Source organism: Kerstersia similis (assembly GCF_965139615.1).
Lineage (GTDB): Bacteria > Pseudomonadota > Gammaproteobacteria > Burkholderiales > Burkholderiaceae_B > Kerstersia > Kerstersia similis.
Genome location: NZ_CBCSIQ010000003.1, coordinates 44,969 through 68,797, shown reverse-complemented (window position 1 = coordinate 68,797; position 23,829 = coordinate 44,969). Strand labels below are relative to the sequence as shown.

The following is a 23,829-nucleotide window of genomic DNA, read 5'->3' as shown; positions in this document are numbered from 1 at the left end:
CTGGCTAAAAGAGCGCCAATTTAGGCAGTCAGTCTTGCCAGGAGGTGACGGGTAATATTTGTTAAGAAATACTGAATGTAATGGGGGTTTAGGAAATATTATTCTTTCCAGGTGATTGTTATCAAAGCCATTTTTTTATCCTCCAGCCCGGCGGTGATATGACATGGCCGCCGCCGGCTTGAGAAAGATGACCATTGCAAGGCAACCGCCCGCGCGCCGGCCTTGCCGGGGCTATCACCAGCCCTTGGCTTGTATGGCTTCCGCGACGGCCTGGGCCATCACGGCATGGCCTTTGGGCGTGGGGTGGAAACCGTCGGCAAAGGCGTACGCTTGCCACCAACCGGTTGCGGCCCCGGCGGGGGCATGGGCGTCCAGGTAGCTATCCGTGCACTGCGTGATGTCATAGGACGGCAGCGGGGTGGCCGGGCTGGCTTCCGGGCAGACGGCATCCCTGGCGTTGGTGAAGCCGAAGCGGCTGGCGTCCTCCGCCCACATGCCCAGTTGTGCAAAGGCATCGACCACGACGACATGCGGATGGTCGGCGAAGGCGCTGTCGAGTTGGGCGTTGAAGGCCGTCAGCCATCCTTGCAGCAACTGTTGTGCTTGCGCGGCCGCTTCCGGCCCGGCGGCGAGCGTCAGGAGCTGCAGCAAGGGCTGGAAGCGCGGGGTGCGGGTAACGTCCGGAATATTCAGGACCGCAATGCGCTGGGCACCGGCGTCCAGCAATTGTTCCTGGATAGCGGCGGCGAAGCGTTCGGCCAGCGCTTGCATGTAGGCCTGCGCGGCGGCTTCGGCGCCATGCTCGCCGGATTGCAGCAATGCCCAGGTTGCGGTTTCGCCCAGCACGTTCTGCAGGAAGGCAGCATAGGACGCGACATCAGGGGTTTGCTGCGTGGCGGCTGACAACAATAGCGCGATATAGGCTTCGATCAGGTCGGCCGCGTCATTGCCGCCGCCGTCCAGCAGCAGCAGGTCTTGAGCGCCGAAGCCGGCCGCGCCTGCCGCCTGCCGGGCATGCTGCATCTGCAACAGGATGCTGGTGGGTTGCGCGGCATCCGGCGCCTGTATGCGTCCGCCCGCGACAGCGTAGTTGGTGCAGCCGGCACGCTGGTTGAAGCTGCTGGCGGAACTTGCCAGATAGTAGCTGCAGGGTTCAGGGGCTTCGGTAGCGCGCGTCAGCAGGTCGGTCCAGAGTGGGTAGGGGACGCCGCTGGTGGATTGCACCGTATGGCGGATGCCGAAGGTGCCGATATCGGACAGGCTGTCGCCGATTACCGTGACGGATGATGTCGCAACCGGTGCTGGCTGTTCGTCGTTATTGCTGCTGCCGCCACAGGCGCCAAGCAGGACCGAGCAAATGGCCGTCAGCGCCAGTGTATTGATGGAGTGCAGGGATTTCGTACGGGAGGTCATACGGAGCTTCCTTTGTCTTCTTCTGGTTGGAAACGGCTACGCAGGAAATACCGGGATACCGCCAGACGGGATATCCGGTTGCGGCGTCATCTGTCCTGGCGAACCCAAGGCAAAGAGGATTGAACGCCGAATGCCCGCAAGCGGGAATCACTGGAAAGGGGGATTTTCTGCCGCCAGGCCGGCCTGGCCTCAGGGCGTGTCGATCAGCTCGGCGGAGGACTCGCGCAGGCATTCCATGAAAAGCTGGGCCGCTGGCGTCAGCGTATCTTCGCGCCAATAGAGCACGGCTTCGCCCAGTGGTGCGAGCGGCGGCAGCGGCAACATGCGCATGCTGCCGCGCTGCACATGGCGGCGCGCCAGCGACAGCGGCAGGATGGAGACGAAATCGCCGCCGCGCAGCAGCGTCAGGTTCAGCGCCAGCGAACTGGATTCGATGGCAGGGTGCTGCAATGTCACGCCCTGTTCGGCCAGGATTTCCACCATGGTGGCAAAGGCGGGCGAGCCTTTCATGGGCGTGATCCAGCGGACGTTGTCCAGGTCGCGCCAGGAGACTGGCGTATCCGGTTCGCCCAGCGGATGACGGCTTCCCACGACGAATACGAAGGGTTCATGGTGCAGGGCCTCGCTGCGTACGACAGGCAGCCGGTCTGTCACCTGGTTGCGCCCTAGCGCCAGGTCCAGATTGGCTTCATCCATCATCTTCAGCAGCCGGTCCAGTGTCGCCTCGACAAAGGAAAAGGAAGCCGTGGGTGCGCGCCGGGTGAAGAGTTCCACGGCATGCGCGATCAGGGGCTGGGGAATGGTGACGACAGAACCGAAGCGCACATGCCCGGCCGTGCCGGCTGTCAGCGCACTGACGTCGCGCCGTGCCAGTTCCAACTGCCGCAGGATCTCGCGGCCGTGTTCTACCAGCACCCGGCCTATGCCGGTCAGCTCGATGGCATTGCCTACGCGTTGCAGGATGGGAGCGCCCAGGGCGGTTTCCATTTCTGCGATCTGTTTGGAAATGGCGGGTTGCGTGACATGGAAGGCCGAGGCGACGCGCGTGACCTGCCCGAGTTCGCTCAGGGCCACCAGGATGCGCAGGTGGCCGAGTTTCAGGCCGCTGCGGAAGAACCGTTCCATGGAATCGCTGCTTGCCGGCATGGGCTTGTCTCCTGTGTGGTGGTGGTTTCTGTTCCGGGATGTGCCTGCAATCATAACCATATGGTTATCCCATTCGCCTGAAACGTGATTTGCCGCAATACCGGTGCGACTTTACTCTTTCCATCGGCAGCACCGTATCAGCGCCAGTTATATCCCTATGCAGCGGTTGAAACGCGAATTTCCCAGGCAAGGCCTGTGGAGCAGCACATAACCGGATGCCTGCAAGGTGACTGCCAGATAACTAGACGTGCCGGACGGCACGCGTTTTGGAGACATAAGCATGAGCACCTCTATTGGCCGGGGCGGGCAGCCGCATGGCGGTTCCGCTGTTCCAGTGTCGCCGGCGCAGCGGGACGCGCTGTACCGCAAGCTGACCTGGCACATCATTCCCTTCCTGTTCCTGGCGTTCATCGTGGCCTACATAGACCGCGTCAACGTGAGTTTTGCCAAGCTGGAAATGCTGGCAGACCTGTCCATGTCCGAAACCATCTACGGGCTGGGCGCGGGCATGTTTTTCATCGGCTACTTCATTTTCGAAGTGCCCAGCAACCTGATCCTGCACCGGGTAGGCGCGCGAGTCTGGATTGCCCGCATCATGGTGACCTGGTCGGTCATCTCCTGTCTGACCCTGTTCACGCAGGGGCCGATCTCGTTCTACGTGCTGCGCTTCTTGCTGGGCGTAGCCGAAGCCGGTTTCTTCCCCGGCATCGTCCTGTACCTGGCCACCTGGTTTCCGTCCAGCCGCCGTTCGCAGATCATTGCGCTATTCATGGTGGCCATCCCGGTGTCGGGCGCCATTGGCGGCCCGGTTTCGGGTTGGATCATGCAGCAGTTCGGCGGCCTGCACGGCATGGCGGGCTGGCAGTGGCTGTTCCTGATCGAAGGCCTGGCTTCCCTGGTGGTGGGCATCGCGGCGTTTTTCATCCTGCAGGACAGCATCGCGAATGTGAAATGGCTCAGTGCGGAAGAAAAGCGCCTGCTCAAGGAAGACCTGGCGGCGGATGACAGCACCCGCGCGCACCACAGTGTGCGCCAGGTGTTCCGCAACAGCAAGGTCTGGTTGCTCGGGCTGCTCTATTTCTGCATCGCCATGGGCAACTACGGGCTGGTGTTCTGGGTGCCCACCGTCATTCAGTCGGCCGGCGTCGCGAATATCGGCAACATCGGCCTGCTGTCGGCGGTGCCGTCGGTCATCAGCGCCGTCGCCATGGTGCTGATCGCGCGGCACGCCGATCGCAGTCAGGATCGCCGCATTCACGTCGCCATTTGTTGCGTGCTGGGCGCGGCGGGCATGCTGGCCTCGGTGCTGCTGGTGGATCAGCTCTGGCTGTCGATCGCGGCCCTGGTCGTGGCGGCCATCGGGATCAACTCCATCGCGCCGGTGTTCTGGGGCATTCCGACGGCCATGATGGGGGGCGCAGGGGCGGCCGCAGCCATTGCCCTGATCAATTCCACCGGCAACCTCGCGGGCTTCGTCAGCCCCTATGTAATCGGTTTCATCAAGGACAGGACGGGCCAGTTGCTGCCGGGCATGATCGTGCTTGCATGCGCCTTGGTCGCGGGCGCCGTCATTGCGCTGTCGCTCAAAAAACAACGGAGTAACAAATGAGTTTTCCTGTTTGCCTCGTGACCGGCGCGGCCACGGGTATCGGGGCAGCCACGGCGCTGCGCTTTGCCCGCGAAGGCTGGGCGGTGGCTATCAACAACTTTGATGACAGCACACGCCCGGCTGCCCAGGCCGTCGCGCAGCAGTGCCGGAATCTGGGCGTGCCGGTCCTGGTCGTGGATGCCGATGTTGGCGACGACGCGGATTGCCGGCGCCTGGTGGCAGCCGTGGACGACGCCTGGCACCGGCTGGATGCCCTGGTCAATAACGCGGGCACGACCAAAGTCGTGCCGCATGACGACCTGGAAGGGCTGGACGCTGCCGAGTTCGAGCGGGTCTATCGCGTCAACCTGATCGGCATGTTCCAGATGACGCGCGCCGCTGCGCCGCTGTTGCGGCGTAGCGGCGGCGATGGCAGCAATGGTCATACGGCGGCTGTCATCAATATTTCCTCTCTGGCGTCGCTCAACGGCACGGGCTCGTCCATCGCCTATGCGGCGTCCAAGGGGGCGGTCAATGCGCTCACGCTGTCGCTGGCGCGCACGCTGGCGCCGCAGGTGCGGGTGAATGCGCTGGCCCCCGGCATGGTGGATGACGGCCTGTTGCGCCGCGTGCTGGGTGAAGACGCCTACGCCGGCATCGTGCAGGGCATGCGGGCGAACTCCCCGCTGGGGCGGGTTTCCCAGCCAGATGAAATCGCCGAGCTGGCCTGGTTCATCGCTGCCCGCACGCCTGCCATGACCGGGCAGGTGCTGGCGATCGAAAACGGGCTGCTGCTTAACACCTGAAGCGTATTTTCAGAAAAGGAATTGCCATGACGGATCTTCACAAACATCGCTCCCGGACCGTGACCGAGGGCATCACCCGCACGCCGCATCGCGCCTTCCTGCGTGCCACCGGCCTGGATGATGCGGCCATCGACAAGCCGTTCGTCGCCATCGTCGATACCTTTGGCGAAAACACACCATGCTCGATGTCGCTCAACCAGATATCGGACAACGTCCGCCTGGGGGTGGCTGCCGGCGGCGGCGTGCCTATCCGTGGGTCGGCGATCTCGGTGTCTGATGGTACCTCCATGAACCACTCCGGCATGCGCTTCTCGCTGGTGTCGCGTGAAACCATCGCCGACAGCGTGGAGATTTTCGTGCGCGCGCATTGCTACGACGCGCTGGTGGGCGTGGCCGGCTGTGACAAGACCCTGCCCGGCATCCTGATGGGGATGGTGCGGGTCAATGTGCCGGGGGTCTTTCTCTTCGGTGGTGCGATGTTGCCCGGCGTGGGGCCGGACGGCAACCCGGCCACCATCCTGACGGCCATCGAAGCGGTTGGCACCGCCCAGCGGGGAGACATGCCGCTGCAGACCTTGCGCGAGATCGAAAAGCGTTGCACGCCGACGGCAGGTTCGTGCCCCGGCCAGTTCACTGCCAATACCATGGCAATGGTGGCCGAGGTGCTGGGGCTGGCGCCGCTGGGCTCGGCCACCGTGCCGGCAGCCTATAGCGAACGCATTGCCGTGGCGCGCCGCGCCGGGGAAAATGTCATGCGCGCCTTGCGCCAGGGGGGGCCGCTGCCGCGTGATCTGGTCACCCGCAAAAGCCTGGAAAATGCCTGTGCGGCGGTGGCCGCGACCGGCGGTTCCACCAATGCCATGCTGCACATTCCTGCCATCGCACATGAGGCCGGCATACGCTTTACGCTCGATGATGTCTCCGAGGTGCTGGCGCGCACGCCGCTCATTGGCGATATGCAGCCTGGCGGGCGTTATCTGGCGGTGGATCTGCATCATGTCGGCGGCGTGCCGGCGGTGCTCAATGCCTTGCTGGCGGGCGGGCATATCCATGGCGATACGCTGACGCAAAGTGGCGAAACCCTGGCAGAAGCACTGCAGGCATTTCCCGGGCCGGACGGCCGGGTGGTGCGGCCGCACGACCAGCCCCTGTCGCCCAATGCAGGCCTGGTGGTGCTGCGCGGCAATCTTGCGCCGGATGGCGCGGCGCTCAAGACGGCGGGCCTGAAGCAACTGGTGTTCTCGGGAACCGCGCGCGTTTTCGAAAACGAAGAAGACTGTATGACGGCAGTGTCCACGCAGGATTATCGCGAAGGCGATGTGCTGGTGATACGCAATGAAGGCCCCAAGGGCGGCCCGGGCATGCGCGAGATGTTAAGTGTGACGGCGGCGATCTATGGTCAAGGCATGGGCGAGAAAGTGGCGCTGCTGACGGATGGGCGGTTCTCCGGCGCGACGCGGGGCATGTGCATTGGCTATGTGGGCCCTGAAGCAGCGGCTGGCGGCCCCATCCGACTGCTGCGCGACGGCGACCGTATCCACATCGACGCGATTCGTGGCAAGCTGGACGTTGAGCTCGATGAGGCCGAAATGGCCGAGCGGGCGCGTGTAGCGCAGCCGTTTGTGCGGGGCCATCTTGGCGGTGTGCTGGAAAAATATGAAGCGCTGGTGCGGCCAGCCAAACTGGGCGCGGTGACGCATTCCGGTGCAGTCGAATGGCCTTACGAGGCGGAACATCCAGGAGACCAACGGTGACGGGAACGGTGAAAGTCGGGTTTTGCGGCATCGGCCGCATGGGTGAGCCCATGGCGCAGCGGCTGCTGGCTGCCGGGCATGAGGTGCGGGTGTGGAATCGCTCGGCAGACAAGCTGGATGCCCTGCTGGCTGCCGGTGCCATCGCCTGCGACACGCCGCAGGCGATGGCCGCCCAGGTAGATATGGTGCTGCTATGCCTGGGGGATGGCCAGGCGGTGGACAACGTGGTGTTTGGCTCAGGCGGGCTGGCGCATGCCGCCGTCCCGCCTGCCTATCTGGTGGATCATTCGACGCTGGCGCCAGCCCTGACGCGCCAGCTGGCCCAGCGTTGGCGTCACGCAACCGGGCGCGCCTGGGTGGATGCGCCCGTCTCCGGTGGCACGGCAGGGGCTGCTGCCGGCACACTGGCCATCATGGCAGGCGGCACAGCAGAGGACATTGCTGCCGTCACGCCGGTATTGCGTGCATTTGCCGCCCGTGTGACGCGCATGGGCGACGTAGGGGCCGGGCAAACCGCCAAGCTGGCGAACCAGGCTATCGTGGCGACGACCCTGGCAGGTATGGCCGAGGCCTTCGTACTGGCCAGCCGCAACGGCATGGACACGGCTGCCGTGCCGTCCGCGCTGCAAGGCGGCTGGGCCGACTCCGTACTGTTGCAGACGCTCTGGCCGCGCATGGTGGCGCCGCCGCAGGCAGCGTCGGGCACCGTGCGCGTCATGCTCAAGGACCTGGATGCCATTGCAGAGCTGGCGCAATCCAGCGGCACGGTGCAGCGGATACTGCCGCAGGTGCGCAGCCTGTTGCAGGCGGCCGTCAGCCAGGGGCTGGCGGAGGCCGACCTGTCGCAGGTGTTTCGCATCGGCCTGACGGAAAGCGTGCAGAACACTTGAAAAACCGGGTGTGAGGTGCCGCGTTGCCGGGCGCTTGCGGTTTGGTCGGCGAGGTATTTTTCAACGTCGAACGGAAAGCGTGCGAGGTCAGCTGTGCTACATTTGCAAACCTTCCAGGCTGGCGGATTGCCGATTCTGCGGTGCCGAACCAGCCGGGGAAACATCCTTGGTGAGGTGTCTCCGCTGCTTGTCCGGCGGGCCACCCGGCGCACCTCAGGCCGGCCAGCCTGAATTGCCGGAGATGGACGGGTGCATGTCTGGGGCGGATTGTCCGGATGGTTGCCGTACCTCTGTCTGAGGTGGCAAACATTTCTGACCGCCCGCGCAGCCCGCGGCAATACCCACGATGGCTTCATTGAAAACCCAGGATATCCTGGCACTCAGCTTCATGACCTTCGCCCTGTTTGTCGGGGCGGGCAACATCATCTTTCCCCCCATCATCGGCCTGCAGGCCGGGCCGCATGTCTGGACGGCGGCATTGGGTTTCCTGATCACGGCCGTTGGCCTGCCGGTTATCACCATCGTCGCGCTGGCTCGCGTCGGTGGCCCGATGGATGCCTTGAGCGGGCCGATAGGACGCGTGGCGGGTGGCATCCTGGCGGCCGCTTGCTACCTGCTGGTCGGGCCCTTGTTCGCAACGCCCAGAACCGCAACGGCCTCCTTTGAAGCCGGCGTGGCGCCGCTGGTGGGCGACACGCCGCTGAGCCTGTTCGTCTATACGCTGCTTTACTTCCTGGTCGTGCTGGCGGTATCGCTCTATCCCGGGAAGTTGCTGGACACCGTGGGCCGTTTCCTGGCGCCGCTGAAAATCCTGGCGCTGGGCATCTTGGGCGTGGCGGCTTTCCTGCTGCCCCATGGCACGGCGGGAGAGGCCAGCCCGGCCTACCAGACGGCCCCGTTTGCGCAAGGTTTTGTCAACGGCTACCTTACGATGGATACCCTGGGCGCACTGGTGTTCGGCATCGTGATTGTCAATGCCATTCGTTCCAAAGGGGTTGACTCCCTGCGGCTGATCACACGCTATGCCATCATTGCCGGGCTGTCCGCTGGCGTGGGGTTGGCGCTGGTGTACATCAGCCTGTTCCGCCTGGGGGCGAGCAGCCATGAAATTGCCAGCCACGCGAGCAATGGCGCGGCCGTGCTGCATGTCTATATACAGACGGTCTTCGGGGATGTAGGCAGTGCGTTTTTCGCCATCCTCATGTTCCTGGCCTGCCTGGTGACGGCGGTGGGGTTGACTTGCGCATGCGCTGAATATTTCAGCCGAGTACTGCCGATTTCCTATCGGCAACTGGTCTTTCTGCTGACCGCCTTTGCCTTGTTGGTTTCCAATCTGGGCCTGACGAAACTCATCCAGTTGTCCGAACCGGTATTGGGGGCGATCTACCCGCCCTGCATCGTGATGGTGGCGCTCAGCTTCTGCTGGAAATTCTGGCATGCGCCGGGTCGGGTCGTTGCCCCGGCGATGGCCGTTGCACTGATCTTTGGCGTTTGTCATGCCTTGGCGGATATCGGCCAGGGCAACTGGCAGCCCGCCTGGCTGGAAACCTTGCCGCTGACATCACAAGGCCTGGCCTGGCTGCTGCCGGTGCTGATCGTCATCGTCCTGGGCACTGCACTGGACGCCTGGCGCGGCCCCAGCGTACGCAGGGAAATGGCCCTGCGTTGACGCGGCGGCGAGGCAGAACAGCCATAAGCTTGGCGTAGCGAATAGCAAAAGGCCCCTCCCGCCGCCAGGGCCGCACCAAGGCAAGGCAGTTCCCTTGGGGGCAGCAAGCGGCAGCAGGCGCAGCGTGGGGCCGTCCCCGGCGCCGGGCCGTTCCAAGGCGGGGCAGCCCCCTTGGGGGGGTAGCAAGCCATAGGCGCCGCGTGGGGGACGGCCCGGCGCCGGGCTGTCCCAGGGCGGGACAGCCCCCTTGGGGGGTAGCAAGCCGTAGGCGCAGCGTGGGGGCTCTTTTTCTTTTCGCCGGGCCGCCTTGTTTCTACATCAACACAGGAAACACGGTATTCTCCCTGCTTCCGTGTTCTCCGCTTCCGTTGCGGACCTCCCGTTTCCATGTCTATCAAACCCTCCATCCTGCTCCAGCACCTGGCGCCCAAGCTCATGATGACGCGCCTGGCCGGTTCGCTGGCCGATTGCCGTGCTCCGTGGCTGTCGCAGTATCTGATCCGCTCCTTTATACGCAAGTACCAGGTCAATCTGGGCGAAGCCCTGCTATCCGATCCCTCTCAATTCGGCAGCTTCAATGAATTTTTCACCCGGGAACTCAAACCGGGTGCGCGGCCCTTGGCCGATGCCGACTGGATCTGTCCGGTGGATGGCACGGTCAGCCAGTTTGGGCCGTTGCGCGACGGACGTCTGATCCAGGCCAAGGGGCAGGAGTACACCGCTGCTGCCTTGCTGGGGGATGCCGAACTGGCTGCGCAGTTCCAAGGTGGGCAGTTTGCGACGCTGTATCTCAGCCCGCGTGACTACCACCGCATCCATATGCCGTGCGCAGGCAAATTGCTGGGCATGCGGCATATTCCGGGCGAACTGTTTTCCGTCAATCCTGTCGTGGTGGAGGGCATACCGGGCCTGTTCGCTCGTAATGAACGCTTGGTGTGCTGGTTCGAACATCCCGAGCAAGGGGTGTTTGTGCTGGTGCTGGTGGGCGCGGCGATTGTTGGCAGTATTGCAACGACCTGGCATGGTCTGGTGACACCGCCGCGGCGCCGTGAGGCGCGTGAATGGCGGTATGGTGGCGCCGGGCAGCCAGAAGCCGCGCAGTTTGAAGCCGGCCAGGAAATGGGGCGTTTTCAGCTGGGCTCCACCGTCGTGGCCTTGCTCCCGCCGGGTGATTGGCGCTTCAACCCGCAATGGCAGGACGGCCGTGCCATCCGTCTGGGCGAAACCATGGCGGATCTGGCCTGAACGAGCGGCATGTGGCAGCGCGCCTGCTTGCGGGCAGGGCGCATGCCTGCTTCACCCACGTTCTTCATCCGTGGGCGAGAGATCCTGCCAGGGGGCGAGTCCTCTCCCGCGTGATAAGGCGCGCCGCCGTTGCCATGGCGCATCCGGGGCAAATGATCCCTGGCGCTTGAGCCCCAATGTCTGATCTCCTTTCCCCTAGGCAGCGTACATAACGCTGCCTTTTTGTTTCTCTGGGCAAGGATCGGTGTACAAACAGAATCTTGCAATGCCGTGGCGCACCCGGCAGCCCTATGCCGTAGGGTAAGGGCCGCAGCGCGGCGGCGGGGCAGGCCCGGAGGATCCGGACAGCACATCATCGCTGTCACGCTCAGGGTGAGACCGGGTCACGAATGGGCCCACGAACCGGCTTGACAGCGGTGTGACCCACCCATATGGTTGAAGCGTCGTCTGGTAAAAAGAGAGTCTCTCCGCCTCATTGCCATGCAGCTTGGAATCAAGCACGGCAAGGGTATGGCCGGCGTGCTGGCCTAGACATTCCCCGATCGCCATGGCGCCCCTGTGACGGGTGCTTCACACAAGGAATCCTGATGTCCACTGAACGCTTTCGTGCCCTCATGCTCAGGGAAGAACAAGGCAAGACCCAGGCGGCTGTCGAACACCTGGAGCGGCATGCCCTGCCTGCAGAAGACACGCTGATCAAGATTGACTACTCAACCATCAATTTCAAAGACGCGCTGGCCGTGACCGGGCGAGGCAAGATCGTACGCACCTGGCCTCTGGTGCCGGGGATAGACCTCGCGGGTGAAGTCGTGGAATCCCGTGATCCGGCGCTGCTGCCGGGCATGAAAGTCGTCTTGACGGGTTGGAGCGTCGGTGAAAAATACTGGGGGGGCTACTCACAATACCAACGCGTCAAAAGCGAATGGCTGGTGCCGCTTCCGGCTGGCCTGAGCACGCGTCAGGCCATGATGATAGGCACAGCCGGTTTTACCGCCATGCTGTGTGTCGAGGCCCTGGAAAAAGCGGGCATCACACCCGACAGCGGCACCGTACTGGTAACGGGCGCGGCGGGTGGCGTAGGCAGCGTGGCGACCGCCATCCTGCATAAACGGGGCTACACCGTAACGGCGTTGACGCGCAACCCGGCCAAACATGACTACGTCAAAACCCTGGGGGCCGCGGCATTTGCCGATGGCCCGCAATGGGCCGAAACCGCCCGCCCGCTCGAAGGCCAGCGCTGGGCTGCAGCAATTGATGCCGTCGGCGCCAAAGTCCTGGCGCGGGTACTGGCAGAAATGCACTATGGCGGCGTCGTAGCGGCCTGCGGCCTGGCAGGCGGCGCAGACCTGCCCACCACCGTTATGCCCTTCATCCTGCGCAACGTCAGCCTGCTGGGTGTGGACTCCGTCATGCAACCGGCTGCCAAACGCATAGGCATCTGGAACCGCATCGTCCAAGACCTGCCTTTGGACATGCTGGAGGGTATTACGGCAAGAACTGTATCGCTGGATCAGCTGCCCCAGGCATGCGCAGACATGCTCGACGGCAAGCTGCAAGGCCGCGTGCTGGTGGATGTGAATGCGGGGGCTGATGACTGAGGGGACAGGAGGGGGATGGGTGCCGCCCTTATGGCGCTACGCTTGTCTCCCCTATTTGCAAGCTGACTCTGGACTTAGTCGAGAATGAGCGACTGCGCTTGGACATCCCGCATGCCTACGGCCTGCCCGTAGCGCGCAGTCGATCTTGTTTCGGACTGCCCTGGCAAAGAAAAAGCCGCCAAGCTTATCGAAGCTTGGCGGCTTTTCAGAATCTGGTGCCCGGGGCCGGAATCGAACCGGCACGCCTTGCGGCGGGGGATTTTGAGTCCCCTGCGTCTACCAATTTCACCACCCGGGCAGGATGATCGCAATTGTGCCAAAAAGCACACGCGGAAGAAGCTGAGTTGCTGATTATATGCGTTCTCGAGCAACTTGACCAGATATCATCGTCCCTCTTGAAGTTTCTAGCGTCGTTCTATGGTTTCCTTGACGACGGAGGCGATGCCATCGGCATCCAGGCGATAGTGACGATACAAGTGTGTTGGCGGAGCGATCAGGCTGTATTCGTCTTGGATGCCGTGGCGGCGCAGCCGCGTTGGGCAACCTTCGTCGGCCAGGACTTCGGCGATCGCGGCACCTAATCCTCCCAGCACGTTATGTTCTTCTACCGAGATCAGGCAGCGACTTCGGGCCGCCGCTTTTAGGATGGCATCGCGGTCCAGAGGTTTGACGGTGGGCATGTCGATCACACCTACGGAGTAGCCCTGGGCGTTGAGTTGCGCGGCTGCTTCCAGCGTTGGGTGCAGCGGCATGCCGCAGGCGATGATAGTGGCATCCGTTCCCTCGCTGTGTTCGATGGCTTTTCCGATGGTGAAGGGCGTGTCGTCTGCATAGACCTGTGGGTCGCGGCCTCGGCCGATCCGGAAGTAAATGGGTTGATCCCAGTCGGCGCTGGCTTGGATAGCCTGTACCAGTTGCGGGCCGTCCGCCGGCGAAATGATGGTGAGGCCGGAAATGGCTCGCATGGTGGAGATGTCCTCCGTCGCATGGTGCGAAGTGCCATAGAATCCCAGAGAGATGCCTGTGTGGTGGCCTATCATCCGGACGGGTTGTTTGCAGTAGGCAACATCCATGCGGATCTGTTCGCAGCATAGGAGGCCGATGAACGATGCGAAGGTGGCGATGAAGGGCATGTGCCCGGTCGTGGCCAAGCCGGCCGCAGCAGACACCATGTTTTGTTCGGAGATACCGAACTGAATGTAGCGGTCGGGATGACGCTCCGCGAAGCGATTCAGGCCATTTGAGTATTGCAGGTCAGCGGAACCGGCGATGATGGGATGACCTTTATCCACCAGGCGTAGCAAGCCGTCAGAAAGATAGTTCAAGCCAGGCTGATTAGCGTTGAGGGCACGGTACTGCCAGGAGTCGGGGTGTTGGGTGGCGGTCATCATGATCAGATCTCTCGTTGCTCGATTTCAGCAATGGCGCGTTGGGCATCTTCCGGAGCGAGGTAGCCTAGGTGCCAGCCCGGTTCTGTCTCCATGCAGGTGACTCCTTTGCCCTTGATGGTCCGCGCGATAATGCAGACGGGTTTGGTGCGCTTTGTGTTGCGCTTGACAGCCTCCAGCGTACCCACGACGGCCTGCAGGTCATGGCCGTTGATTTCAATGGTGTCCCAACCAAAGGCCCGCCATTTGTCGGCCAGGGGTTCTACACCCATGACGTCATCGACCTTTCCGTCTAGTTGATAGCCGTTGCGATCGACGATGGCGATCAGCCGCGAGAGTTGGTTGTGCCCAGCGAATAGAGCGGCTTCCCATACTTGGCCTTCCTGCATTTCTCCATCGCCTAGCATGACGAAGACATGGAAGTCGCGTTGCGATAGACGGCCACCCAGCGCCATGCCTGCACCATTTGAGAGTGCGTGGCCGATCGACCCAGAGCTGAAGTCGATACCAGGTACTTTCGTCATATCAGGGTGATCGCCCAAGGGATTGCCCAGACGGGTGTAGTTGTCGAGCGTGTCGCGGTCGATGTAGCCGTACTCCGCCAGAATCGGGAATAGGCCAACGGCTGCATGGCCCTTTCCCATGAGGAAGCGATCGCGGTCCGCCCAATGCGGGTTGCCATGCTCCAGGCGCATGACACGGTAGTACAGGGCGGCAAAGATTTCTGCTGCCGAGAAAACCGAGCTGTAGTGTCCGACCTTGGCGATTTCGATCAGACGTATGGTTTCCAATCGAATCATGCGCGCTTTGTTGCGTAAATGTTGTAGCGCAGGGTCGTCTAGTGGGCACGGGACTGTGAGTGTCGTGTTCATGATGACAGTTGTCTCCTCATACGGGATAAATGGCGCCTTCCATCAAGAACGAGAAGGACGGGCGCTGCCTGGTTGGAGCCAGGTTTTTGGTTTGGTGAAAATGACTTTGAATCTGTTTAATGCATCATATATCATGCATCAAAACACCACAATCATCACCGAGGAGGATTCATCATGGTTGCGATTTTTGGCGCGCCGCGCCGTTATGTGCAGGGTGAGGGCGTACTGGCGAATGTCGGTGCGGAGTTATCCAGGGTGGCGCAGCGTGTGCTGGTGCTACTGGATCCGATGGTCGATGGTTTGGTTGGCGACGCGATTGCCGCTAGTGCACGGCAGCATGGCGTTGAGCTGCAGCGGGTAGTGTTTGGCGGCGAGGTGACGTATGCGGAGTTGGCACGTTTGCGTGATTTGAACGTGGGAGAGGTGCCGGATCTTGTGTTGGCAGCCGGTGGTGGCAAGTGCCTGGATGCTGGCAAGGCGCTGGCGCAGGGTTGGAATGCACGGGTGGCGATGGCTCCTACGATTGCTTCCAATGACGCACCGACCAGCCATGTGTATGTTATTTATGATGAGCATCACCATATGGTGGCTGTCGAGCGTTTGCTGGGGGGAAATCCAGATTTTGTACTGGTAGATACAGGGGTGATCGTGCGTGCCCCTGCGCGGCAGTTGGTGGCAGGGATTGGCGATGCGCTCTCCAAATATTTCGAGGTGACGCAGTGTATGGGTGCTGGCGGCTGCAATGTATTTGGCGGGCAGCCCCTGCATATTGCCGGTGTGCTTGCGCGTACTTGTCTGGAGCAGTTGTACCGACATGCCTCCGCTGCCCTGCGCGCTCAAGCGAGGGGTGAAGTGGACGAGTCCTTTGAACGCTTGGTCGAGGCAACCGTTTTGCTAAGTGGTCTGGCTTTTGAGAACGGCGGTTTGTCGATTTCCCATGCCGTGACGCGTGGACTGACCGCAGTGCCAGAGACGGCAGCAGCACCGCATGGTTTCCAGGTGGCATACGGCTTGGTAGTGCAACGCGTTCTTGAGGGGGCAACAGCTGATGAATTGTTCGAACTGTTGGCGTTCATGGGGCAGGTTGGGTTGCCACGCAGTTTGCAGGAACTCGCGGGCAAGAAGCTTGACGCGTCTGCGTTCAGTGAAATTGCCTTGCATACCTACGGGGCCCCTCACACCGCCAATTTTCAGCGTCCGTTGACGATTGAAGACATCGAGCAGGCCTTGCGCCAGGTTGAAGCGGGGTTGCTGTGAGGCGATGGTATAAAATCCCCTCAGGCCCATGATCATGGATCATATATCTAAGACCTGAACGCATCGGGTATTTGCACCCGTTCTCGCACAATGGCTGAACTCAAACAGGTTGAAAAAGAAAATCTCTCGATGCGGATCTACCGCCAGATCCGCAGCGCCCTGATCGACGGCCAATATGAGCCGGGCGAGCGGTTGCGTATCGCGACGCTAGCGGCGGAGCTGGGTACCAGCATTACGCCTGTGCGCGAAGCTATCTTCCGTTTGGTCAGTGAGCAGGCGCTGGAAATGCGAGCTGCGACAGCAGTGATTGTGCCAGCGCTGAATGCTGCCAAGTTACGCGAAGTACAGCAAGTGCGTTTGCTATTGGAAGGCGCAGCGGCGGAACATGCGGCACAAATTATCACGCCTGATCAACTGGCTCACATGGAGCGTCTGCAGGACGCGTTTATCGAGGCCGTCGAGGCTAATGACCCGCGTCTGGCAGCGGTGCGCAATCGTGATTTTCACTTTGGTATCGTGACGATTGCAGCCAAACCGACGATTGAGGCTATTGTCGAAAATATGTGGGTTCAGATGGGACCGGTGCTGAATATGTTTCACAGCCGGATGCCGCGGCGGCAGGTATCTACCAAACGGCATCCCCACTACGATGTTTTGGCGGCGTTCCGGCGAAAAGACCCCGAAGCTGCTCGTGAAGCCTTGCAGCAGGATATCCGCTGGAGCAATGTGTGGATCGACGCGATCGAACAGGACCAGCTCTCGGGGCCCCAGCCTGCACAGGTATGAGGTCTGAGGAGGGGCTGACTAGCTCTGGTGAGGGGCATTCGTGGATGATTTTGGCCCGCGGATCTGTCAATCCTGGGAGCAATCAGCCCCAGGAGCGTATCCAGCCCGCCGAAGATATGGTGTCGGCAGGCTGGTTGCCGTTACAGGCCCAGATAAGTGGTACGGAGGTAGTCGTTACCCAGCAGTTCTGGCCCTGTGCCTGAGAGGGTGATTTCACCATTTTCGAGCACATGCCCGATGTCAGCCATTTCGAGTACCTGGAAAACATTCTGCTCGATAATCAGGATGGTCAGGTTGCGTTCGCGGATTTTGGCAATGGATTCGAACAGTCGGTTGACCATGATTGGGGCTAGGCCTAGAGAGGGCTCATCTAGCGCCAATACACGCGGCAGGGCCATTAGCGCACGTCCGACGGCCACCATTTGCTGTTGTCCTCCCGATAATGTGGATGCTGCCAGGTGCTGGCGTTCTTCCAGGATAGGGAACAGCTCGAAGACTTCTTTCAGTGTTTGCTCTCGTCGGGCATGTGCGCGGCGGTTAGTGGCACCTATCAGAAGGTTTTCGCGGATGCTCATTTCGAGGAAGAGTTGCTTTCCTTCAGGTGATTGCACAAAGCCGCTTTCGACAATACGGTGGGCCGGCAGTGCGCCCAACGGTTCTCCGAATAGCATGATGTCGCCCTGTGTCGGCATCAGCAGCCCGGAAATGGTGCGTAGCAGGGTGCTTTTGCCTGCGCCGTTAGCGCCGATGAGTGCCACGATGCTGCCAGGCTCAAGGGTCAGGTTGATGCCTCGCAGAACCGGCATATCCGTATAGCCCGCCCACAGGTTGCGGATCTCAAGCGCGGGCTTGGACATAGTCTTCTCCAAAGTAGGCGGTGAGTACTTCAGGCTGGTTGACGACTTCGCGCGGTGCGCCGTTGGCAATCAGCTTGCCATGATCCATGACGATCACACGGTCTGCCAAGCTCATGATGACTTTCATGACATGTTCGACGATAAGGACGGATGTGCCGCGTTCGCGTACACGTTTGACCAGATTCACCATTTCCATGGCTTCCGTGGGGGTGGCGCCAGCCACCACTTCGTCCATTAGCAGCAGCCTGGGCCGGGTGGCCATGGCACGTCCGAGTTCCAGTTTGCGGCGGTCGAAGGCCGTGATGTCGTGGGCGTCGCGTTCGGCCACTTGTTCCATACCCAGGAAGGTGGCGATTTCTTCGGCCTCACGCCGGATGGTGCGCCGGTCGGAGGAGTGCGAGAAGCCGCCAACCATGATGTTTTCGATGACACTGAGTGAGCCGAACGGCTTGGAAAGCTGGAACGTGCGTCCCAGCCCCAGCCGGCAAACCCGGTAGGGCGGCATGCCGGTTATTGCTTGGCCGTCGAAGCGGATACTGCCGGTGTCGGGGCGGATCACGCCTGAGACCATGTTGAACGCCGTGGTCTTGCCAGCGCCATTTGGGCCTAGTAGGGCCAGGATTTCTCCGGGGTGCAGATCGAAGGACAGTTCGCTGACAGCCTGCAGGCCGCCGAAGCGTTTGCTGATCTGGCTGACCTGCAATAGCGGGGAAGGGCTGGTCATTGCTTTTTCTCCCGGGAAGAGTGTCGTTTGCGTGTGATCAGGTCGATCAAGCCCTTGGGCAGATAGGTGACAGCCAGGATCAGGACAACGCCATATATCACCAGGTGCAGGCCCAGTACACTACCTCCGAACCAGCTGCGTATCGCTTCGGCAATGGGGTGCAGAAGGAAGGCACCCAGTGCTGGGCCGAATACTGTCCCTTGCCCGCCGACGATGGCCATGACTGCCATGTCGATGGAAAGGTCTATGCCCATATTGCGTTCCGGATTGATATATCGGAAGAATTGCGCAAAAAAAGCACCGCCCAAACCGGACATGAAGGCGCTGATCGCTAGTGCGATCAGGCTGTAGCGTGTTGGGTTGATGCCCAGCGATTCCGCGGCGTCGTTGTCGCCCCGGATGGCTTTCAAGTAGTAGCCTAAACGCGAACGCTCCATCCAGGCCGTGGCCGCCATGGCCAGGCACAGCATGATAAGGATGATGTAGTAGTAGGGTACCTTGCTGTTGAATTGGAAAGCGGCCCAGCTATCGCCCACTAGGGGGACGACCAGACCTTCTGCGCCTTTGAGCGGGATACCCAGGAACGAATCGGTGTTTTCGAACCAGATGCGCAGGATTTCTGCAAAAGCGATAGTGGTTAGCGTGAAGTATGGGCCGCGCAGGCGGAATGTAGGCCAGCCGATGCAAACCGAGAGCAGCGCCGCGATGAGGCCGCCGGCCAGCATACCCAGCCAGGGTGTCAGGCCAGCCTGGGTGAACAGCAAGACAGTGACATATCCGGCAACACCGCCAAACACCGAATGGCCCAGCGATAGCTGGCCTACGTAGCCGCAGACGAAGTTCCAGGCTGTGGCCATGTACGCGAAGTACAGGATCATAGTGATGGAATGCAGCGCATAGGCGTTGTTGACGGCCAGCGGTAGAGCCAGGCTGGCGAGCAATGCAATGGCCAGCCAGAACAGTGGCCTGCGCGGATGTAAGGAATTGATCATGTTGTCCCCGCTTACCGTTTTGAGAGTTTGGCGCCCATGATGCCGCTGGGACGGAACAGCAGGACGGCGATGAACAGGCCGAAGGAGAACATTGCCGCAGACGTTGCCGTGACGAACTGGGAGGCGATGGATTCGAATATGCCCAGTACGATGCCTCCAACTAGCGAGCCGGAGATCGAGCCGATGCCGCCTAGCACGACTACCAGGAACGATTTGATGCCGAAGGCTAGGCCGGTTGTTGGCTTGACCGGAAGGAAGACGATCATCAGCGTTCCGAACAGACCGACAATGGCGCAGCCTAGGCCGAAGGTCACGTTGTAGATATTGCGGACATTGATGCCGGAGAGTGCGGCAGCGTCGCGATTCTGGGCGGTGGCGCGTACCGAGCGCCCGAGGTCGCTGTGGCGCAGCCAGAACGACAGGGCCAGGGCGATGGCGATGGCAGACAGGGCGGCGATCAGGCGCGGCAGGCTGACGGGCAAGCCCATCAGGAACAGCGACTCACCGGCAATGTCCACGGAGACCGTTCGTACGTCGGGCCCGAAGTACATCAACACTAGGTTGTCGATGACGAGATATACCCCGGCGGTGACCAGCAGGGCGCTTAGTGGTTCGACTACCATGGCCCGTTCACGATTAAACAGCGGGGCGATGACTCGCGCCTGTACGGCGTAACCGATCAGAAATAGGGCCGGTGCGACCACGACGCCTGACAGGTATGGGTGCATGCCAAAGCGATCCCACAAGTAGTAGGACGCATACATGGCTAGCATCAGGAACGAGCCATGGGCAAAGTTGATGACGCGCAAGACTCCGAAGATCAGACTGAGGCCGAGGGCGACTCCGCCATAGAGGCAGCCGACCAATAGGCCGTTGACCAGCGCAAAGAATAGGATGAGGGGATCCATGGCACTCCCATGTCTGTGGGGGGATGGAGAAGGCCGGTAGTGTCCGGATGATGGCGCTATTGGCCCCGGCACTCAGTCCAGGGCGCGAGGAATTAGCGTTGATTCCAGTCAGGAACGGGCCAGACAGGTTGGGTGGTGTCAGCGCGGTTTGCACGCGGCCAGATGGTCAGTCGTTCACCATTCAGGTTCTGGGATATCACTCCGTGCGCATCGACGTTTTGTCCATGTTCGTCGAAGGCGATGCGCTGGTAGCCATTCATGAGCGCCGGGCCAGTGGTGATGTTGGTGCTTGCCAGGGCATTCCGAATATCTTCGCGGCTACTGGATTTTGCACGTTCCAGCACATCTGCGAGGATGTAGCCGCCGGAGTAGCCGTGGGCACCATAGGAATTGATGTCGTAACCCAAGGCTTTGTGGAAGGCTGCATTGGCTGCCAGCACGAGCGGGTCGGTTTCTGTTTTCAGGCGATCCACCTGTGCATCTTCCTGTACGAACATATAGTCGATGGCTGCTTGTGGCACGGCCTTGTAGAAACCAGGATCTTCGGCACCACCGCCTACGGAGTGCAGGCCATAGGGCAGGTTGATGCGGTTCTGGTGTAACTGCTTGTTGAAGAGAATATGGTCGGATGGATAGGCGGCAATAATCAGCGCTTCAGGACGTGTGGAGCGGATCTTTAGCAACTGGGCAGTGAAATCCATTTGGTTGGGCGGAAAGGCTTCATCGAGCACGATGTCGTAGCCTTGCTCTTTGGCCAATTGTTTGACGACAGCCGCATGTGATCGACCCCAATCCGTCCCTTCGTAGAACAGGCCCAAGCGCTGAGGGCCTTTGCCGGTTTCTTCCTTCAACAGAGTGATTGCGTCGAGCTGTTCGCGAGCGTCGTAGGTCGCTTTATTACCGGGGCGGAAAATGTAGCGGAAGTTGCGTTCCGTGATTTCGTTCTTTACTGAACCCGATACGAGCCAGGGTGTCTTGTAGCGTTCCGCGACCTCGGAGGCTGGGAAAGTGACTGCGCTGTTGTAAGCGCCGACGAGTGCGGCAACGTTTTCGCTTTGGATCAGTCGTTCTGTTTCAGATGCACCGACGTCGGGACGGGATTGTGAATCTGCAAAGATGAGACGGATCTTGGCGCCGCCCTTGGATGTGATACCGCCAGCTGCATTGATCTGGTCAATAGCGATCTGGAGACCAGTGCGGGTTTGGTTGCCTATCGTCGCCGAGCCCCCTGACAAGGGCAGGACAGCACCGATGACAATATCTTCGGCAGCAGTTGCAAGGGGGGCCGCTGTTGTGAAGCCTGCCAGCAGGCTGGCAGCGATCAATGCTTTCAGGGTACGTCGCTTCTGCATGTCTCTCTCCTGATGCTTGTTATAAGATATATGATATTTTATTTTTTATATGGCGATGCCGCGATGCGGGGTTTCCCGTCATTTCAGGCAATGCCAAAGCCGCCATCGACGGGAATGATGGCGCCCGTGACGTAACGTGCGTCGTCCGAGGCGAGAAACCCCACGACGCGCGCGACGTCCTCGGGCTGTCCCCAACGACCCATAGGGATACGGGCCATGATCGGTCCTGCCCGTTCGGGGTTATGCAACGCGCCAGAGGACAGGCGGGTTTCGATCCAGCCGGGCGCAACGGCATTGACGCGAACTTGCCGCGGTGCCAAGTGGACGGCGTATGAGCGTGTCAGTTGTACGACTCCACCTTTGCTCGCGGCATAGGCTGGATTGTTGGGGGATCCGAAGTAGCTCCACATGGATGCCACATTAATGACAGAGCCTTGCGCACGCGCCAGCTTCTCGACGCAAGCCTGGGTGGAAATCATCGAACCGTTGAGGTTGACGTCCACTACCTTGCGAAACCCGTCAGGCCGAAATTCGTGTTTGTCATGCAGGATGACGCCAGCCGCGTTGACCAGGACGTTGATGTGCGGCAGATCCGCAATGCTCTGATTGACTTCTTCTTCGTTGGTGATGTCTGTTTCTGCGAATTGCAGCGATTCCGTCCAGGCTTCTTCGCGGGCTAGGCCCAGACACAGTACATCGTGTCCGTGGTCTGCGAACCAGCGTGCGCATGCCAGACCAATACCAGTACCTCCACCAGTGATAACAGCAATCCGGCGAGTATGCAGATCACTCATTCTCTGTCTCCTGTGTAAGATATATGATGCATCGTATTTTTAATGGAAAAGGCATCTTTGTCCAGTAATACGGGAGCAGGAGCATTGATTTCTTGTTACTGCACGGTATGCCGCGCAGTTGGGAGCGAGTATTGCGTATGGGTTTGCGGGCTCGGAGATCGGGTTCCCGTCCCGCTAAGACGAGTAGCGGCGCTGTTTACTTGGAGCGAGTCTGTGCATCGGAAGGAAGCGTGTCGAATGCGAACGAGATCCCCACGCGTTTCGTGCTGGCGGCGCTATTACGTGTCCCATCACATCATAGAAGAGAGCCTGGGAAGCTCTGTCGTGTGCTGGTCACGGGGGCTCTGGCTGTGTGCTGACGAACTGCCTGCGCCACGATGGCGCAGGCAGTTCGTGGGTTCACTTCTTCTCCGGCAGGAACCAGTTCAGCAGCAGCGCGCTGATGCCGCCGGTCGCTACGCCGGATTCCAGGACGTTTTTGATCGCTTGCGGCAGGTGGCTGAGGATTTCAGGCACTTGCGAGACGCCCAGCCCCAGCGCCAGCGAGACGGCGATGATGAGCAGGGCGCGGCGGTCGAGGTTGATGCCGGCCAGGATGTTGATGCCCGATGCGGCTACCGCGCCAAACATGACCATGGCCGCGCCGCCCAGGACGGGTTCGGGTACGGCTTGCAGGACGCCCGCAACGCTGGGGAAGAGGCCCAGGAGGATGAGCATGGCGGCGATCCAGATGCCTACATGGCGGCTGGCAATGCCGGTGAGCTGGATGACGCCGTTGTTTTGCGCAAAGACAGAGCTGGGGAAGGTGTTGAAGACGCCTGCCAGCAGGGAGTTGGCGCCGTTGACGAGTACGCCGCCCTTGATGCGCTGCATCCAGACCGGCCCATCTACCGGTTCGCGCGAGACTTTGCTGGTGGCGGTGATGTCGCCGATGGCTTCCAGCGAGGTGACGAGGTAGATGATGAGCATGGGCACGAAGAGCGACCAGGAAAAGCCCAGGCCGAAGTGCAGCGGGGTGGGAACCTGGAAGATCGCTGCTTCGCGGGCGCCGGTGAAGTCCAGGCGGCCCATCCAGCCAGCGACCAGGTAGCCCAGTATCAGCGCCAGCACCAGCGCTGTGCTGCGCACCCAGACGACCGGTACCCGGTTGAGGACGATGATGGCGCCCAGCACCAGGCCGGAGAGGATCAGGTTTTCACCATTGGCAAAGGTGCCGTTCTGCATGGCGCTGTAGCCGCCGCCCATGCTGATGAGGCCGACCTTGATGAGGGTCAGGCCGATGAGCAGGACGACGATGCCGGTGACCAGCGGCGTGATGAGCCGTTTGATGAAGGGCAGGATGCGCGAGACGCCCATTTCAATGAAGGAGCCGGCAATGACGACGCCAAAGATGGCAGCCATGACGGCTTCGACCGGCGTGCCTTGCTTGACCATGACGCTGCCGCCGGCGATCAGCGGTCCGACGAAGTTGAAGCTTGTGCCTTGCACGATCAGCAGGCCCGCGCCCAGCGGGCCGAAACGGCGGCATTGCAGCCAGGTGGCAATGCCGGAGATGACCAGCGACATGGAGACGATGAGCGTCGTGTCGCGGCTGGAGACGCCCAGCGCCTGGCAGATGAGCAGGCCGGGGGTGACGATGGGTACCAGGATGGCCAGCAGGTGTTGCAGGGCGGCAATGAAGGCGACGGGCGGCGAGGGGCGGTCGTCAGGGCCGTAGATCAGGTCCTGGCGCGGCGCTTCGGCGGACGCGGCTGGGTGGGGCAGGGGGGCGGTTTGCATGACGGGAAGGC

General features: G+C 61.2%; 20 protein-coding genes and 1 tRNA gene. 9 read left to right on the top strand and 12 right to left on the bottom strand.

The annotated features are described in order from the left end of the window. Positions 1–234: 234 nt before the first annotated feature. The gene (locus ACNA1V_RS02900) at positions 235–1,413 is read right to left on the bottom strand and encodes an SGNH/GDSL hydrolase family protein (protein ID WP_415832086.1); all 1,179 of its coding nucleotides are present in this window, start codon (positions 1,411–1,413) and stop codon (positions 235–237) included. Positions 1,414–1,602: 189 nt separating this feature from the next. Beyond that, positions 1,603–2,559 (bottom strand): LysR family transcriptional regulator, encoded by a 957-nt coding sequence (locus tag ACNA1V_RS02895; protein WP_415832085.1) that lies wholly within the window; start codon positions 2,557–2,559, stop codon positions 1,603–1,605. 280 nt (positions 2,560–2,839) lie between these two features. Here ACNA1V_RS02895 and ACNA1V_RS02890 point away from each other — a divergent pair, with 280 nt between their 5' ends. From ACNA1V_RS02890 to ACNA1V_RS02860, 7 genes are all read left to right on the top strand, one after another. Beyond that, entirely contained in the window at positions 2,840–4,168 is a 1,329-nt protein-coding gene (locus tag ACNA1V_RS02890) for an MFS transporter (protein WP_415832084.1), read from the top strand. Next, positions 4,165–4,953 (top strand): SDR family NAD(P)-dependent oxidoreductase, encoded by a 789-nt coding sequence (locus ACNA1V_RS02885; protein ID WP_415832083.1) that lies wholly within the window; start codon positions 4,165–4,167, stop codon positions 4,951–4,953. The genes ACNA1V_RS02890 and ACNA1V_RS02885 overlap by 4 nt, the downstream gene beginning before the upstream one ends. A gap of 26 nt (positions 4,954–4,979) precedes the next feature. After that, positions 4,980–6,707, top strand: a complete 1,728-nt coding sequence (ilvD, locus tag ACNA1V_RS02880) for a dihydroxy-acid dehydratase (RefSeq protein ID WP_415832082.1) — start codon at positions 4,980–4,982, stop codon at positions 6,705–6,707. Continuing rightward, positions 6,668–7,597: an NAD(P)-dependent oxidoreductase gene (locus ACNA1V_RS02875; protein ID WP_415832081.1), complete on the top strand. Its 930-nt coding sequence runs from the start codon at positions 6,668–6,670 to the stop codon at positions 7,595–7,597. The genes ilvD and ACNA1V_RS02875 overlap by 40 nt, the downstream gene beginning before the upstream one ends. A gap of 346 nt (positions 7,598–7,943) precedes the next feature. Next, positions 7,944–9,266, top strand: coding sequence for a branched-chain amino acid transport system II carrier protein (brnQ, locus tag ACNA1V_RS02870; protein ID WP_415832080.1), 1,323 nt, complete (start codon positions 7,944–7,946; stop codon positions 9,264–9,266). Positions 9,267–9,653: 387 nt separating this feature from the next. After that, positions 9,654–10,511, top strand: coding sequence for an archaetidylserine decarboxylase (gene asd / locus ACNA1V_RS02865; RefSeq protein WP_415832079.1), 858 nt, complete (start codon positions 9,654–9,656; stop codon positions 10,509–10,511). A gap of 587 nt (positions 10,512–11,098) precedes the next feature. Further along, positions 11,099–12,109 carry an MDR family oxidoreductase gene (locus tag ACNA1V_RS02860; protein WP_415832078.1) on the top strand — a complete coding sequence of 337 codons (1,011 nt, stop codon included), beginning with the start codon at positions 11,099–11,101 and terminating at the stop codon, positions 12,107–12,109. 213 nt (positions 12,110–12,322) lie between these two features. On the opposite strand, the gene ACNA1V_RS02855 is transcribed toward ACNA1V_RS02860, so the two are convergent. The 3 genes from ACNA1V_RS02855 to ACNA1V_RS02845 form a co-directional block, all read right to left on the bottom strand. Further along, a tRNA-Leu gene (locus ACNA1V_RS02855) sits at positions 12,323–12,407 on the bottom strand. 106 nt (positions 12,408–12,513) lie between these two features. Continuing rightward, on the bottom strand, positions 12,514–13,497 hold the full coding sequence (locus ACNA1V_RS02850) for a transketolase family protein (protein WP_415832224.1): 984 nt from the start codon (positions 13,495–13,497) through the stop codon (positions 12,514–12,516). 5 nt (positions 13,498–13,502) lie between these two features. Then, on the bottom strand, positions 13,503–14,369 hold the full coding sequence (locus ACNA1V_RS02845) for a transketolase (RefSeq protein ID WP_415832077.1): 867 nt from the start codon (positions 14,367–14,369) through the stop codon (positions 13,503–13,505). 174 nt (positions 14,370–14,543) lie between these two features. Between ACNA1V_RS02845 and ACNA1V_RS02840 the strand changes: the two genes are divergently transcribed. Both ACNA1V_RS02840 and ACNA1V_RS02835 read left to right on the top strand, forming a co-directional pair. Continuing rightward, positions 14,544–15,626, top strand: a complete 1,083-nt coding sequence (locus tag ACNA1V_RS02840; protein ID WP_415832076.1) for a glycerol dehydrogenase — start codon at positions 14,544–14,546, stop codon at positions 15,624–15,626. A 90-nt stretch (positions 15,627–15,716) separates the two neighbouring features. Further along, positions 15,717–16,412 (top strand): GntR family transcriptional regulator, encoded by a 696-nt coding sequence (locus ACNA1V_RS02835; RefSeq protein WP_415832075.1) that lies wholly within the window; start codon positions 15,717–15,719, stop codon positions 16,410–16,412. Between the two features lie 140 nt (positions 16,413–16,552). Here the strand turns inward: ACNA1V_RS02835 and ACNA1V_RS02830 are convergent, their stop codons facing one another. The 7 genes from ACNA1V_RS02830 to ACNA1V_RS02800 all read right to left on the bottom strand — a co-directional run bounded on the left by ACNA1V_RS02830 (position 16,553) and on the right by ACNA1V_RS02800 (position 23,818). Continuing rightward, on the bottom strand, positions 16,553–17,269 hold the full coding sequence (locus tag ACNA1V_RS02830; protein WP_415832074.1) for an ABC transporter ATP-binding protein: 717 nt from the start codon (positions 17,267–17,269) through the stop codon (positions 16,553–16,555). Beyond that, a complete protein-coding gene (locus ACNA1V_RS02825) occupies positions 17,250–17,993 on the bottom strand; it encodes an ABC transporter ATP-binding protein (RefSeq protein WP_415832073.1) in 744 nt (247 codons plus the stop codon). Before ACNA1V_RS02825 ends, ACNA1V_RS02830 begins: the two co-directional genes overlap by 20 nt. Further along, positions 17,990–18,985 carry a branched-chain amino acid ABC transporter permease gene (locus ACNA1V_RS02820; RefSeq protein ID WP_415832072.1) on the bottom strand — a complete coding sequence of 332 codons (996 nt, stop codon included), beginning with the start codon at positions 18,983–18,985 and terminating at the stop codon, positions 17,990–17,992. Before ACNA1V_RS02820 ends, ACNA1V_RS02825 begins: the two co-directional genes overlap by 4 nt. An 11-nt stretch (positions 18,986–18,996) precedes the next feature. Continuing rightward, entirely contained in the window at positions 18,997–19,893 is an 897-nt protein-coding gene (locus ACNA1V_RS02815) for a branched-chain amino acid ABC transporter permease (RefSeq protein ID WP_415832070.1), read from the bottom strand. Positions 19,894–19,985: 92 nt separating this feature from the next. Next, positions 19,986–21,245, bottom strand: a complete 1,260-nt coding sequence (locus ACNA1V_RS02810) for an ABC transporter substrate-binding protein (RefSeq protein ID WP_415832069.1) — start codon at positions 21,243–21,245, stop codon at positions 19,986–19,988. An 83-nt stretch (positions 21,246–21,328) separates the two neighbouring features. After that, on the bottom strand, positions 21,329–22,039 hold the full coding sequence (locus ACNA1V_RS02805; RefSeq protein ID WP_415832068.1) for an SDR family NAD(P)-dependent oxidoreductase: 711 nt from the start codon (positions 22,037–22,039) through the stop codon (positions 21,329–21,331). Between the two features lie 399 nt (positions 22,040–22,438). Beyond that, the gene (locus ACNA1V_RS02800) at positions 22,439–23,818 is read right to left on the bottom strand and encodes a uracil-xanthine permease family protein (protein ID WP_415832067.1); all 1,380 of its coding nucleotides are present in this window, start codon (positions 23,816–23,818) and stop codon (positions 22,439–22,441) included. Between the last annotated feature and the right edge of the window lie 11 nt (positions 23,819–23,829).

Excerpts from the sequence above, each read along its gene's own strand:
- ACNA1V_RS02820 (WP_415832072.1), bottom strand. The coding sequence starts at position 18,985 with ATGATCAATTCCTTACATCCGCGCAGGCCACTGTTCTGGCTGGCCATT.
- ACNA1V_RS02850 (WP_415832224.1), bottom strand. The coding sequence starts at position 13,497 with ATGACCGCCACCCAACACCCCGACTCCTGGCAGTACCGTGCCCTCAAC.
- ACNA1V_RS02895 (WP_415832085.1), bottom strand. The coding sequence starts at position 2,559 with ATGCCGGCAAGCAGCGATTCCATGGAACGGTTCTTCCGCAGCGGCCTG.
- ACNA1V_RS02800 (WP_415832067.1), bottom strand. The coding sequence starts at position 23,818 with ATGCAAACCGCCCCCCTGCCCCACCCAGCCGCGTCCGCCGAAGCGCCG.
- asd (WP_415832079.1), top strand. The coding sequence starts at position 9,654 with ATGTCTATCAAACCCTCCATCCTGCTCCAGCACCTGGCGCCCAAGCTC.
- ACNA1V_RS02885 (WP_415832083.1), top strand. The coding sequence starts at position 4,165 with ATGAGTTTTCCTGTTTGCCTCGTGACCGGCGCGGCCACGGGTATCGGG.
- ACNA1V_RS02805 (WP_415832068.1), bottom strand. The coding sequence starts at position 22,039 with ATGAGTGATCTGCATACTCGCCGGATTGCTGTTATCACTGGTGGAGGT.
- ACNA1V_RS02845 (WP_415832077.1), bottom strand. The coding sequence starts at position 14,369 with ATGAACACGACACTCACAGTCCCGTGCCCACTAGACGACCCTGCGCTA.
- ACNA1V_RS02860 (WP_415832078.1), top strand. The coding sequence starts at position 11,099 with ATGTCCACTGAACGCTTTCGTGCCCTCATGCTCAGGGAAGAACAAGGC.
- brnQ (WP_415832080.1), top strand. The coding sequence starts at position 7,944 with ATGGCTTCATTGAAAACCCAGGATATCCTGGCACTCAGCTTCATGACC.
- ACNA1V_RS02835 (WP_415832075.1), top strand. The coding sequence starts at position 15,717 with ATGGCTGAACTCAAACAGGTTGAAAAAGAAAATCTCTCGATGCGGATC.
- ACNA1V_RS02815 (WP_415832070.1), bottom strand. The coding sequence starts at position 19,893 with ATGGATCCCCTCATCCTATTCTTTGCGCTGGTCAACGGCCTATTGGTC.
- ACNA1V_RS02825 (WP_415832073.1), bottom strand. The coding sequence starts at position 17,993 with ATGACCAGCCCTTCCCCGCTATTGCAGGTCAGCCAGATCAGCAAACGC.
- ACNA1V_RS02900 (WP_415832086.1), bottom strand. The coding sequence starts at position 1,413 with ATGACCTCCCGTACGAAATCCCTGCACTCCATCAATACACTGGCGCTG.
- ACNA1V_RS02875 (WP_415832081.1), top strand. The coding sequence starts at position 6,668 with ATGGCCTTACGAGGCGGAACATCCAGGAGACCAACGGTGACGGGAACG.
- ACNA1V_RS02890 (WP_415832084.1), top strand. The coding sequence starts at position 2,840 with ATGAGCACCTCTATTGGCCGGGGCGGGCAGCCGCATGGCGGTTCCGCT.
- ilvD (WP_415832082.1), top strand. The coding sequence starts at position 4,980 with ATGACGGATCTTCACAAACATCGCTCCCGGACCGTGACCGAGGGCATC.
- ACNA1V_RS02830 (WP_415832074.1), bottom strand. The coding sequence starts at position 17,269 with ATGTCCAAGCCCGCGCTTGAGATCCGCAACCTGTGGGCGGGCTATACG.
- ACNA1V_RS02840 (WP_415832076.1), top strand. The coding sequence starts at position 14,544 with ATGGTTGCGATTTTTGGCGCGCCGCGCCGTTATGTGCAGGGTGAGGGC.
- ACNA1V_RS02810 (WP_415832069.1), bottom strand. The coding sequence starts at position 21,245 with ATGCAGAAGCGACGTACCCTGAAAGCATTGATCGCTGCCAGCCTGCTG.